This window comes from Mitsuokella jalaludinii (genome assembly GCF_928722185.1).
Classification (GTDB): domain Bacteria; phylum Bacillota; class Negativicutes; order Selenomonadales; family Selenomonadaceae; genus Mitsuokella; species Mitsuokella jalaludinii.
The window spans coordinates 799,030-811,697 of record NZ_CAKMXA010000001.1; the positions used below are offsets into that span (position 1 = coordinate 799,030).

Annotated in this window: 12 protein-coding genes and 1 riboswitch; of the genes, 2 read left to right on the top strand and 10 right to left on the bottom strand. The window is 58.8% G+C overall.

Annotated features, from left to right (window positions below; translation table 11 throughout):
- Position 1: 1 nt before the first annotated feature.
- Together rny and QDI87_RS03695 are read right to left on the bottom strand one after the other, a co-directional pair.
- Positions 2 to 1,576, bottom strand: a complete 1,575-nt coding sequence (gene rny / locus QDI87_RS03690; RefSeq protein ID WP_051652249.1) for a ribonuclease Y — start codon at positions 1,574 to 1,576, stop codon at positions 2 to 4.
- Between the two features lie 204 nt (positions 1,577 to 1,780).
- A complete protein-coding gene (locus tag QDI87_RS03695) occupies positions 1,781 to 2,230 on the bottom strand; it encodes a CBS domain-containing protein (protein WP_255240462.1) in 450 nt (149 codons plus the stop codon).
- A 251-nt stretch (positions 2,231 to 2,481) separates the two neighbouring features.
- Here QDI87_RS03695 and QDI87_RS03700 point away from each other — a divergent pair, with 251 nt between their 5' ends.
- Complete coding sequence (locus QDI87_RS03700) at positions 2,482 to 3,564, top strand: M48 family metallopeptidase (RefSeq protein WP_255240463.1); 1,083 nt, start codon at positions 2,482 to 2,484, stop codon at positions 3,562 to 3,564.
- A gap of 106 nt (positions 3,565 to 3,670) precedes the next feature.
- Here the strand turns inward: QDI87_RS03700 and thiC are convergent, their stop codons facing one another.
- The 7 genes from thiC to QDI87_RS03735 form a co-directional block, all read right to left on the bottom strand.
- Positions 3,671 to 4,978, bottom strand: coding sequence for a phosphomethylpyrimidine synthase ThiC (thiC, locus tag QDI87_RS03705; RefSeq protein WP_278519660.1), 1,308 nt, complete (start codon positions 4,976 to 4,978; stop codon positions 3,671 to 3,673).
- 49 nt (positions 4,979 to 5,027) lie between these two features.
- Positions 5,028 to 5,123, bottom strand: a riboswitch (TPP riboswitch).
- Between the two features lie 87 nt (positions 5,124 to 5,210).
- Entirely contained in the window at positions 5,211 to 6,194 is a 984-nt protein-coding gene (locus QDI87_RS03710) for a phenylacetate--CoA ligase family protein (protein ID WP_278519662.1), read from the bottom strand.
- A gap of 42 nt (positions 6,195 to 6,236) precedes the next feature.
- The gene (locus tag QDI87_RS03715) at positions 6,237 to 6,683 is read right to left on the bottom strand and encodes an Hsp20/alpha crystallin family protein (protein WP_036377842.1); all 447 of its coding nucleotides are present in this window, start codon (positions 6,681 to 6,683) and stop codon (positions 6,237 to 6,239) included.
- A 157-nt stretch (positions 6,684 to 6,840) separates the two neighbouring features.
- Positions 6,841 to 8,298 carry a DUF438 domain-containing protein gene (locus QDI87_RS03720; RefSeq protein ID WP_278742266.1) on the bottom strand — a complete coding sequence of 486 codons (1,458 nt, stop codon included), beginning with the start codon at positions 8,296 to 8,298 and terminating at the stop codon, positions 6,841 to 6,843.
- A gap of 136 nt (positions 8,299 to 8,434) precedes the next feature.
- Complete coding sequence (locus tag QDI87_RS03725) at positions 8,435 to 9,685, bottom strand: radical SAM protein (RefSeq protein ID WP_036377838.1); 1,251 nt, start codon at positions 9,683 to 9,685, stop codon at positions 8,435 to 8,437.
- Positions 9,669 to 10,328 carry an aminoacyl-tRNA hydrolase gene (pth, locus tag QDI87_RS03730; protein WP_278742267.1) on the bottom strand — a complete coding sequence of 220 codons (660 nt, stop codon included), beginning with the start codon at positions 10,326 to 10,328 and terminating at the stop codon, positions 9,669 to 9,671. The genes QDI87_RS03725 and pth overlap by 17 nt, the downstream gene beginning before the upstream one ends.
- A gap of 118 nt (positions 10,329 to 10,446) precedes the next feature.
- Positions 10,447 to 11,295, bottom strand: a complete 849-nt coding sequence (locus QDI87_RS03735; RefSeq protein ID WP_036378527.1) for an undecaprenyl-diphosphate phosphatase — start codon at positions 11,293 to 11,295, stop codon at positions 10,447 to 10,449.
- Positions 11,296 to 11,639: 344 nt separating this feature from the next.
- Here QDI87_RS03735 and trxA point away from each other — a divergent pair, with 344 nt between their 5' ends.
- Positions 11,640 to 11,948: a thioredoxin gene (gene trxA / locus QDI87_RS03740; RefSeq protein WP_036378526.1), complete on the top strand. Its 309-nt coding sequence runs from the start codon at positions 11,640 to 11,642 to the stop codon at positions 11,946 to 11,948.
- A 13-nt stretch (positions 11,949 to 11,961) separates the two neighbouring features.
- Here the strand turns inward: trxA and QDI87_RS03745 are convergent, their stop codons facing one another.
- Positions 11,962 to 12,663: a Crp/Fnr family transcriptional regulator gene (locus tag QDI87_RS03745; RefSeq protein ID WP_155948134.1), complete on the bottom strand. Its 702-nt coding sequence runs from the start codon at positions 12,661 to 12,663 to the stop codon at positions 11,962 to 11,964.
- Positions 12,664 to 12,668: the final 5 nt, after the last annotated feature.

Genomic DNA, 12,668 nt, shown 5'->3' on the forward strand with positions numbered 1-12,668 from the left:
TTTATTTTGCATAATCGACGACGCGCGTCTCGCGGATGACCGTGGCCTTAATCTGCCCCGGATACTCGAGCTCGTCTTCGATCTTCTTGACAATGTTATGAGCGAGTGCCGCGGCCTCCGCATCGTCAACCTTGTCCGGCTTGACCATGACACGGATCTCGCGGCCTGCCTGGATGGCAAAGCAGCGCTCGACGCCGTCGAAGGATTCGGCAATTCCCTCAAGGCTCTTGAGGCGCTTGAGATATGACTCAAGGCTCTCGCGGCGTGCGCCCGGACGCGCTGCTGAAACAGCGTCAGCAGCCGACACGAGAACCGATTCGACGCTCGTCGCTTCGACATCACCGTGATGCGAGAGGATCGCATTGATGACGTCTTTCGACTCGCGGTACTTGCGGGCGATATCGGCACCGATGGTCGTATGCGAACCCTCGACCTCGTGGTCGATGGCCTTGCCAATATCGTGCAGCAGACCGCCGCGCTTCGCGAGCATGACATCACAGCCGAGCTCAGCTGCCATGACACCGGCGAGGTGCGCGACTTCGATGGAATGATTGAGCACGTTCTGGCCGTAGCTCGTGCGGTAGCGCAGGCGGCCGAGCAGACGGACGAGCTCCGGATGGAGTCCGTGGACGCCCGTCTCGAACGTCGCCTGCTCGCCGGCTTCCTTGATGCGCTGGTCGACTTCGCGTTTCGCCTTCTCGACCATCTCCTCGATGCGGGCTGGATGGATGCGGCCGTCCTGGATGAGCTTCTCAAGCGCAATGCGAGCGATTTCGCGGCGCACCGGGTCGAAGCCCGACAAGATGACAGCTTCCGGCGTGTCGTCGATGATGAGGTCGATGCCTGTCAGCGTCTCGAGCGTGCGGATGTTACGGCCCTCGCGGCCGATGATGCGCCCCTTCATCTCATCGTTCGGCAGAGCGACGACAGAGACGGTCGTCTCGGCGACGTGGTCGGCAGCGCAGCGCTGGATGGCCGTCGAGAGGATTTCGCGAGCCTTCTTGTCCGACTCATCCTTCACCTGCTGCTCGTACTCCTTGATCTTCATGGCCTTCTCGTGCTTGAGCTCTTCCTCTGCCTCTGCCATGAGAGTCGTGCGGGCTTCCTCTGCCGTCAGGCCCGAGATGCGCTCGAGCTCTGCCTTCTGCTGCTCGTGCATCTCATTGACGGCAGCCTGGCTCTTGTCGAGGCGCGCTTCCTTACGCGACAAGGATTCTTCGCGCTTCTCGATGGAATCGAGCTTGCGGTCGAGGTTCTCCTCTTTCTGGACGACGCGGCGCTCCTGGCGCTGGAGTTCCGAGCGACGTTCTTTCGTCTCACGGTCGAGTTCCTGGCGCAGGCGATGGATGTCTTCCTTCGCCTCGAGCAGAGCTTCTTTCTTCTTCGTCTCGCCACGCTGGGCTGCATCATCTACAATCCGTTTTGCTTCAGCTTCCGCCGAGCCGATCTGCGACTCCGCCGTGCGCTTGCGCATGACGTAGCCGACACTCGCGCCGACGAATGCTGCTACTATTACCGCTAATATTATTGTAACGATAATATTCACCCCCCTTTTCGTTTTTTTGCTTTCATGCATATTTATATCGGTAGTTGTGACATAACTATACCTTTCTATCTTACAGATTTTTTCCTTTAGTGTCAAGAAAACTCATCGCGCTGGAGAGATGCTGTGAAAATATTTCTGTCAAGAAGAGCATGCAGCAAAGAAAATGAGAGGACAAGGAAAAGCCGGCCTCCGCCAAAATCACGGAGGCCGGCCTTGATGAAGCGGCAGAGGGAATCACGCGAGCATCATCTTGACGATGTCGCGGCGGCTGACGATGCCGAGCAGATGCTTCTTCTCGTCGAGCACAGGCACGCGCTTGACATGCTTGTTGTAGAGGATCTTCGCCACCTCGCTGACATCATCGTCTGCCTTAACGGAGATGATCTTCTTCGTCATGAGCTGCTCTGCCGAGATGGCCGCGATCTTGCGGAAGGCGTCCTGGTACTCGCGCAGGCCCGAGTAGTAGATGACCGCGCCGAGGATGCAGAGCTCATCCGGCAGCTCCGGCGCAAACTCCTTACGCACGAGGTCGCCCTCGCTGACAATGCCGCAGACCGTGCCGTCATCATCCATGACCGGCAGACCCGAGACATCGTGATCCACGATCGTCTGCGCGATCTCGCGGATCGACGCCTCCTTCTTGACCGTAACGACATCCTTCGTCATGATATCTTTCACCAGCATATGAAACACCTCATTCCTGATTGATGGCACAATACACGAGGAATCACCCTCTTTGCTTAAGGATTCGCTATCTTTCGACGATTTACCTTCCTGTCATAAAATTTTCTGCAAATCACGGTATGCATCTTCCGCCTTTATCTTGTTTTTTCTCACTATTCTCCCTATAATAAAAGTGAACAAGCAAGATCCAGAGGATACATTTTCAAGACAGTTTGATGGCATAGCACCTCAGCAGTGGAAGGATGAGCATTATGAAAATCAAGAAATCCTTGCAGAAACGAATCGTCTCCGTCCTCGCAGCGGGTATGATCATGATTCCCGGCGCGTACGGGCTCGCCCCGGCACCAGTCGCCCATGCGGAGTTTGGGTGGGGAAGCATCATCGGCGCTGGCATTCAGGGCGCGGCAGCGCATGCACAGCTCACAGCGTTCCTCAAGAAGTACAATGACTCCGAAGAAGGCCGCCAGGAGTTCTTCGAGGAGATGAAGAAGCAGTACGGCGTCAACTACAACACCTACTACAACAACAAGATCGACACCATTATGGCGAACCTGACGGCAGCAATCGGCGCGGTCGATCCGACGATCTACGACAAGCCCTACAACTACTTCATCAATCAGGACAAGAGCTTCAATGCCTTCTGCACGCTCGGCCACAACATGAGCATCAACACAGGGCTCTTCAGCGTCCTGACGAACGACGACGAAATTGCTGTCGTGCTCGGGCATGAGATGGGGCATGGGCAAAAAGACCATCCTGCAAAAGGTGCGCGTCGCAGCCTCAACATGTCAATCCTCGGCGCGGCGACGGGCACGGACCTCGGCGTCATCGTGGCGAACGTCATCAACAACCGCAATATCACGAAGCCGATGGAGCGCGAGGCAGATGCGCTGGCCTTCGAGTACATCACCCACTCCAACTACAACCCCGGCGCGTGTGCCGCGGTCTGGCAGCGCGTCATGGATAAGTCCAAAGGACAGGAAAACGTGATGCAGCAATTCCTCTCCGACCATCCATCGGACGGCGACCGCCGCGACGCCTATGCTAAGAAGCTCTACGAGTACAGCAACAAGCACGTGACAGTCAAGGACGGCACGGTCAAGGTCAACGGCAAGGACTTCGTCACGCCAGCTGCCCTCGGTGATATGTCTAGTGCTGAGCGCTCCTACTTCGTCGTCGGCAATCTCGCGGCGGCCTACCACAACGGTCACAACAAGGACGCCGCCTATGTCGACGGCAAGACGGTCATGCTCGGCGTACAGCCCATCATGACCTGCACCTACGACGACGAATCGGCCCAGAAACTCGCCGACCGCCTCAACAAAATCAAATAATTTGCAGATGCACCTACGAAAAAGCTGCTGCCCAGCAATCAGGCAGCAGCTTTTTCATATGCGGTAAATCGTGATAAACGAACACAGCGGGTACCGAAGATTCAAATCAGTCCTGACACGGGCAGTTCTCTTTGTGGAAGTACTTGTTGATGATCTCGACAGCGCAGTAGTCGCCGCACATCGAGCAAGCACCTTCGTCAGCCGGATTGCGGGCGCCGCGCTTCTTCTTGGCGAGCTCTGGATCGATGGCGAGTTCCATCTGGCGGTTCCAGTCGAGGACTTTGCGCGCCTTGGCCATCTCGAGGTCCCATTCGCGCGCACCCGGCACGCCGCGCACGAGGTCAGCGGCATGGGCGGCGATGCGGCTCGTGATGACGCCCGTGTGGACATCCTCGATCGTCGGCAGCGCCAGGTGCTCGGCCGGGGTGACGTAGCAGAGGAAGTCCGCGCCGGAGACAGCGGCGAGCGTGCCGCCGATGGCCGCCGTGATGTGGTCATAGCCCGGTGCGATATCCGTTACAAGAGGTCCAAGCACATAGAACGGCGCGTGGCGGCAGAGGCGCTTCTCGAGCTTCATGTTCGCCTCAATCTGATCGTACGGCACGTGGCCCGGCCCCTCGACCATGACCTGGACGCCGCGCTTCCAGGCGCGGTCCACGAGCTCGCCGAGCGTGATGAGCTCCGTGAGCTGGCCGCGGTCCGTCGCATCGGCCGTGCAGCCCGGACGCATGCCGTCGCCGAGGCTGATGGTCACATCGTACTTCTCGCAGATGTCGAGGATGTCGTCGTAGTGCTCGTAGAGCGGGTTCTCCATCTCGTTGTGCAGCATCCAGCCCGCGATGAAGGAGCCGCCGCGGCTCACGATGTCCATGATGCGGCCCTGGCGGCGCATGCGCTCGATGGCGCTGCGCGTGACACCGCAGTGCAGCGTCATGAAGTCCGCGCCGTCCTTGGCCTGCTGCTCGATCGTCTCGAGGATGTCGTCATCCGTCATCTCGACGACGGCGCCGTGCTCGCGGATGGAGCGCACCGTCGCCTGATACAAAGGCACCGTGCCGACCATAATCGGCGAATGCTCGATGATGCGCTGACGCGAGATGTCGATGTTGTTGCCCGTCGAGAGATCCATGACAGCGTCGGCGCCGCAGCGCACGGCCTCATCGAGTTTCTCGAGCTCCGGCTCGATGTCCGGGAACGTACTCGACGTGCCGATGTTCGCATTGACCTTGACGCGCAGTCCCTCGCCGACGCCGCGCGGGCGCAGGTTCTCGTGATTGACATTCGCGCAGATGGCAATCGTGCCGTTTGCCACGCGCTCGCGGATTGTCTCGACAGGGATGTGCTCCTCCTGTGCTACAATCTTCATCGCATCGGTGATGCGGCCCTCACGGGCCTGCTGCATTTGTGTCGCCATGTAACAATACCTCCTGAAAAACAAAAGCCGCCCGGCGTACCGGACGGCAAGATATGCTCTGTCACTTCCCTACGCAGGTCTTAACCCAACAGGTTCCAAGGGTCGGAATACTCCTCTCAGCCAGATGGCTCCCCTAGTGAATCGTCTTTTATGCGGTTTTTACCTGCAGAAGCAAGCTTCTCTATCAGTTTATCAGAATTCATCACAAAATGCAACACCTCGAGAGACTGCCTCAAGGCAGGACAAGGCGGAAGCGGCGCATCGTGCGGCCACAGGTGCAAGGCGCAGGAATCGGCTCGACATAGAGGCCCGTGCGCAGGCGCACGAGCGGCATGGCCTCCGCCAGCAGAGTCGTCAGGACGAGCTCACCGGCTGCCTCTGCCGGCTCTCCGGTCTGCGGGTCGATGACCTCGCCCAGCACGAAATCTTCCTGGAGGTGAAAGGCCAGCTCACCAGGCTCACAGGGCAAAAAAGGCGCCGCCGTGCCGAGCTCCGGCAGGGCCAGCATGTGATAGACCCTGGCCGACGTCATCGCCTGCAGCGACGCGGCGAGCTCAGCGCTCGGCGCGCTCTCATGCAGGAAGATGATGCGCGAGAGCGGCAGTTCGCTGAGGCCGCTGCCGCGCTGCAGCAGGGCATCATCGAGTGCAAGCAGGCGCTCAGGCGTACCGATGAGCGTCTCCGGCGTCACGAGATCCAGCTGCTCTGCCCATCGCTCCGGCTCAGTGCCAAGCATCATGGTGGCCGCGCCGATGAACTCGAGCGCATAGTGGACATCCATGATGCGGCTGTCTGCGCCATCGCCGAGCACGGCTGCAAGCGCGGCATTGTGCAGGCCGCAGGCCACGAGGCTCCGCGTCACCAGTTCGATGCGGTGCGCGATATCGCCATTCGTCGCAAAGTGGACGAACGGCGCCCCCTCGCCACTTGCCGCCCGCATCTGCGAGATGCGCAGCAGGCTCGAGAGCGGCATCGTCAGGAAGTCGAATGATTTCCGGCCCGCAAAATCAGCGGCGCTGAGCAGCGGCAAGGCCTGAAGCGCACCCGTCTCCTTCAACTCCTTCAGCGACTGGCCGTTCATGCCCCGCTCGGCAAACGCCTCGCGGTAATGCGCGCTCTTCTCCGCGGCCCAGCGCAACTGCTTCTGCAGGCGCTTCTCCTGCAGCGCCCGCAGCTCCTCGGGCGCAATCTGTTCCATCGATGGATTGGCAAACAAAGACATCTCTCCTCTTGTCCCGTCGGGCAGCCCGCGGGAATCTCACTGGATATCGAATACGGTCTTATTCGTCTCTGCCGGCTCTTTCGGCAGGACGATGTGAAGCACGCCGTCCTCGAACGAGACGGAGACTTCATCCTTGACGATGCCGTCAATCTCGAAGGTGCGCTCGAAGGTGCCCGTGCGGCGCTCGCGGCAGATGTACTTGACATCCATGTCCACTTCCGGGCGCTCTGCCTTAATCGTCAGGTAGCCCGTGCCATCGTCATACGACACCGTGATCTGCTCCTTGTGGAATCCCGGCAGCTCGGCGAAAATCTCATAGCGGTCCGGCGTGTCGATGACATCGACGCGGAACGACGAAAGTGCCCCACTGACGCGGCCGAGCGGATTGCACGGCTGCTCCGTCATGAAGTCGAGTGCCTTCTCGAGGACCTCACGGCCTCGCTCAGCATTCTCACGGATATTGAAGGGAATCGGTCTGATCATCATAATCGCCTCCAGATTCTTTTGAATCGATATACATGTTCTATCGTTATTCCCATTATACAAGAAATGTGTGAAAATTACAAGAAAAGCCAGCTTCTCTTCTGTGAGAAACTGGCTTTTGCCTTTCTGTCTCCTATCATCTGCGGAAATCAGAAAATCACTTCTGGAATTTATCGAGAGCCTTCTGGAAGTCCTGGACGAATTCGACCGTACCCAGGTACTCGCCATCGTCATCGTAGACGGCCATGTAGCGGACGCCGACAGGGCGGCCCATGATGCGGCGATAGATCTCCATCTGAGTGCGCTTCTTCGCCTTGAAGTCGAGTATCATCTGGCGCACAACGGGGATGATCTCGGGCGGATGGCAGCTGTAGACCTCGCGCCCGAGCGCCGAGAGCGGACGCGAGAAGACCTTGCCCTCGTTGAGGAAATAGCGCAGGATGTCATCCTTGTCGATGAAGGTGATGTCGACATCGAGAAGCTTCAGGATGCCCTGGAGCTGACGCAACGTGAGCTCGCCCGTCGGCAGCTTGACCTTGCCCTCGAGAATCTCCGGCTGTCTGTCGGCTACCGACTGCTTCTCCATCCACGCGTCACCCTCTGGCCAGCGCGGCATCGTCTCGACATCGACGAAGGCCATGCCCATCTCGAAGAGGTCGCGGTAGACCATGAACCACTGTTCCTGCGTCAGATAGCGCAGGGAGAGCGGGAAGAGGATGCGGTCTTCCTTGAAGACCATCTCGCGGATGCGCGCGCAGAGCGGCTCGATGCGGCCCTTGTAGAGCGGATAGTTCTCGCTGTCCGCCTTGAGTGCCTTCGTGATGACGCCGAGCTCGCGCTTGATCTCATCGTCGACGCCCCACATGACCTGTGAGGGTCCCGTGACACCGTAGTCGTAGAGCAGCGGCATCAAGAGTTCCTCCTTCTTGGCATAGTGCGAGCGCACGGCGTTGAGCGCGGCGATGAGCCCCGTGAGCTTTGCCGCATCCTCCCCGCCGACCATCTCGTGGTGGATGGCGTCGAGGTGGCGGACAAGTGCGTCATTCTCGAGGCGCAGCAGGCTCAGCGGATGGCCCTCGGGCAAGTCGTCTGCCGTCAGGAAGGCCGCTGCAACGTGCGTCTTCTCAGCCGTCTTGCGCAGCGCTGTCTGCTCCTCGTCCCTGCCGCTCTCCGCGCAGTCGTGGAACAGCGCGGAGTGGACGTCGCAGAGGCGCTGGACATCCTTCAGTGGTACGCCGCCCTTGATGAGGTCCTGCTCTGCCTCCGCAATCTCCTCGGCCTTGACGTCCTCGAAGTGGCGCACGAAATCGGCGCGCACCGATTCAAGCGATTCGCCGCCATTGAGTCGCGCGATGTACTCGCGCAGCATGGCCTGGCGCGCCTGTTGCTCAGCGCCCTTCAGGACAAAGCCCTTCGCCTCGAGCGCTGCGCGGATCTTCTCCATCGGGATGCCCTTGACGACAGCGCCGCGCGGCAGCGTCATGATGCTGCCCATGAGCTTCAGGGCAGCGGGCTTCATGATGTCTTGAAAGCCGATTTCCGCGAGGATTTCCTTGAGTTCTGGGTATTCGCGGACGAGCTCCGCTACGCTTTTCTTCAGATCGAGTTCTTTCATCGAGATTGCTCCTTACACTATCCGTACATTATCTATCGTATCATCATGTTGATTCCGTATGCATGAGACTAGTATAGTACAGCAAGCACCGTTTTGTCGTACCATTTGTTACACACCTGTGAGGCACAGCCCTCTCTCATGCTTCGACATAGTGGCTGAAGCTGCCGATGACGAGCTGCGGGAATTCCTCGTGGAGCGCAGCGATGAAGCGGCGCGTGCCGAGAATCTTGCCCTGCGGCTCCGGCATGATGTCGAGGAAGGCATCCGGGTCGATGTTGAGGTTGCGCACCTGGATCATCTGCACGGGCAGCTCGCGGAAGAATTCCTGCCAGGCAGCGAGTTCCTCCTCGCGGTCGTTGAATCCCGGGAAGTAAAGCAGGTTCAACGAGACGTAGACGCCGTGGTCGAGCGCATAGCGGATGGATGCCTTGACATCGGCGAGGTGGTAGCTCGCGCGATAGTAAGCGTCGTAACCTTCCTCGCGCGCGCTGATGATGGAGACGCGCAGCGAATCGAGACCGGCATCGACGATCTTCTTGATGCCCTCGGTCCAGCCCGCATTGGAGTTCATGTTGATCTGGCCCTTCTTCGTCTTCGCGCGGATGAGCTTGATGCCCGCCGCGATGTTGTCAGCCGCCAGCGATGGCTCGCCCTCACAGCCCTGGCCGAAGCTGATGATGCCATCCGGCGCCACCGAGAGGTGGTAGATGCCGACCTCGGCGATTTCCTCTGGCGTCGGGCGGAACTTGATGCGCTCCTGCGGCGACGGGCAGCACTCGGCCGGCTGCAGTGAGATGCAGCCGAAGCAGTTCGCGTTGCAGACCGGCGATGTCGGGATGCCGCACTCCCAGCGGCGGTAGAAGAGGTTCTGCGCCGTGCAGCAGTGCCACTTCAAAGAGCAGCCGCCGACCTGCTCGACGATGCGGTTGCCGGGCAGGTCCTTCTTCGTGCGCTTAACGAGTTTCGCGAGTTCCTTCGTGTTGTAGTGGACCGGGTCCCACTTCTCGTTCTCATCCGTGTAGACGGCCGCACAGTAGAGCTCATCGCGATAGACGACAACAGCCGTGTAGCCGTAGAGCGGTAGGCGCTGTGCCTCCTCTGCCCGCTCGTAGGCTGGCATGTAGAGGCGCGTGTAGCCTGCCGGCAGGATGGCGGCCACGGCGAGGCCGCTGATTGGCATCGTCTCACCGTCCGCGCTCTGGCCGACGGCCAGGCGGTCGGGCAGCAGCATGAGGTCCGCACTCTCCGGCAGCGGAATGAGGTCCTCAGGCTTCAGCAGGACATTCATGCGGCCCGTGCGACCCATGCCACGCATGCCCGGCGCATCGAGGATGTTGCCGTCCTCATCGGCATAAACGGCCGTGATGGCCTCATTCTGCTTGCTCATGATGTTCCTCCCTTGCCTTTCTTTCTGCTCCTTCGCTCGCTTCTGCAGCCTGTGCCTTCTTGGCCTTTTTCTTCTTCTTGGGGTTGAACTGGTTCATTGCCATATCGACATCGTGCGTCACGATGCACTCCACCGCAGGGATCAGGTAGTCGATGGCCTCGCGGATCTTTGGCTGGTCCTCCTCCGGGAAGGCAGCGAGAACGTGGTTGACGACAGTCCAGCCCGGCAACGGGCGGCCAATGCCGATGCGCACGCGCGCGAAGTGCTCGTCACCGACATGCGCGAGAACGGACTTGATGCCGTTGTGGCCGCCCGCACTGCCCTTCTTGCGGATGCGGATTGTGCCGGCGGGGATGTCCATGTCGTCGTGCGCGACGATGAGGTCTTCGGGCTCGAGCTTGTACCAGTTCATCAACGGGCCGATGGCACGTCCGCTCTCATTCATATAGGTCTGCGGCTTGACGAGCACGACCTTCTCGGTGCCGATGCGCGCATCCGCGACCTTCGCGTCGAACTTGTCCTTCCAGTCTGACGCCGAGAGCCCCAGCGCATCCGCCAGCGCGTCGACGAACATGAAGCCGACATTATGTCTTGTCTTCGCATACTCCGCACCGGGGTTGCCAAGACCTGCAATGATTTTCATAGTGCAATCGATCTCCTGTATCGTTCTCTTTACTCTAATCTTCGTCTTTCCAGTGTATCACATCTGCCTTTGAAAGACAAAAAACAAAAACTCCTGGGCCAGAGGCCCAGGAGGAATATCAATCGTTCGCCGTCGGATCCCCTACCATGAACAGGTAGATGAGCACGATGATGCCGAGCACGATGCGGTACCAGCCGAATGCCTTGAAGTCATTCGTCTTGATATAGCGCATGAGGAACTTAATGGACAGGACGGAGACAATGAAGGCCGTGACCATGCCGACGACCAGGATAAGGATCTCCGCACCCGTGTAGTGGAAGCCGAACTTGACCATCTTCAGCGCACTCGCACCGAACATGACCGGGATGGCCAGGAAGAACGTGAACTCCGCAGCCACCGTGCGACTCGCGCCGAAGAGCAGGCCGCCGAGGATCGTCGCGCCAGAGCGGCTCGTGCCCGGCACGAGCGAGAGCACCTGGAAGATGCCGATGATCAGGGCTGTCTTGTAGTCGAGACGCCGCAGGTCCGTGATAGCCGGGCGGCGATGCTTGTTGTAGTTCTCGACGATGATGAACATGATGCCGTAGAAAATCAGCGTCGTCGCGACGACCGGCGCCGTCATGAAGTGCTCTTCCATGTACTTGTTGAAGAGCAGGCCGATGACTGCCGCAGGGATGCATGCCACGATGACCTTCATCCAGAGCTGCACCGTATCACGCTTCTCCTGGCGCGTCTTCCACGAAGAGAACGGGTTGAGCTTCTCGAAACTCAGCACGACGACGGCCATGATGGCGCCGAGCTGGATGACGACGAGGAACATGTCCATGAACGCCTTGCTGACATCGAGCTTGATGAACTCATCGACAAGAATCATATGGCCCGTACTCGATACCGGCAGCCACTCCGTAAGACCCTCCACGATGCCGAGAATGATGGTCTTGAGTAAATCCGCTATACTTAGATCCACTTTCTTTTTGCCTCCTGTAATACCTTAATGTCCATTACCGCATTTCGCTCACGGCAGTATGCCCATTATAGCACAGCTACCCCTTCTGTGCATGGAAATTTCCGGATAAAGACGGCTCTGCCTGCTGCAAATCTTCTTATAGTATAGAAGCCCAACTTAAACACGCGATAAACAGCGTGCGGAAACTGTGAGCAAGTCACGGAAAAAGCGCCGTTTCCCTGCTATACTGGAGAAAAACCAAGGGAACGTGCACCGAAGAAGGCAGTACGTTCCCCTTGATGAGACACGATACTTTTTTCATATGGCTCCTATAGAACCATACTAGGCAAGGAGGTTCCCCTATCATGGCAGCAATTGTGATTACCAAAGAGAATTTCGACAGCGAAGTCGTGAAAGCAGATGGCACGGTCCTCGTCGACTTCTGGGCGACGTGGTGCGGTCCGTGCCGCATGCTCTCTCCGATTGTCGACGCCGTCGCAAGCGAGCATCCGGAAGTCAAGGTCGGCAAGATCAATGTCGACGAGCAGCCCGAACTCGCCCAGCAGTTCGGCATCATGAGCATCCCGACGCTGATCGTCTTCAAGAACGGCGCGAAGGTCAATGAATCCATCGGCCTCGTGCCAAAGGAGAAGGTCGAAGAACTGATCGGCTGAAGGAACACAGGCCTCAGTAGGTTCCGGCGAGACGGCGGAGCGCCTCGCCATCTTCAATATGCAGATAGCCGCGGCCCGACGTGGTCCATCCCTCCTGGTTGAAGTACTTGATCAGGCGGGTGACGACCTCGCGGGCCGTTCCCATATAGCGGGCCATCTGTTCATGAGTCAGCCGGATGACATCGCTCTTCCGCTTTTCGCTCTCTTCAAGCAGAAAGATGGCGAAGCGGCGATCAGCTGAAAGGAAGAGCACCTGCTGCAGCTTCCAGAGCATGTCTGACAGGCGCTTCGAGGCAAGCTCGTAGGCAAAGCAGCGCACGTAGATGTTCCCCTCTGACAGCTTGCGGAAGGCAGAGGCATCCGTCAGCAGCACCTCAGTGTCCTCCTCTGCATCGATGTAAACATCAAACGTCACGGCATCGAGCGTGCAGGCAGCTGACAGGATGCCGATGTCATCGGCAAACAGACGGTAGAGCGTCACATCGCGGCCATCCTCCGACAGCGTGTAGACGCGCAGCTGGCCTCTCTTGATCAGCATGACGCCGATGCAGTCGAATGGCCCGCGATGGACCTGCGTGCCGCGCTTGTAGCGGACAGCATGCGTGTGGGTGTTCAGGAGCGCTCTCTCTCGGTCAGAGAGCTGCGGCCAGAAGCCGAAATGGCGGATGAAGAGGTCTGTCACGCTCTTCTTCCCTTGTTCGAGACTCTGTTCCAAGTTAC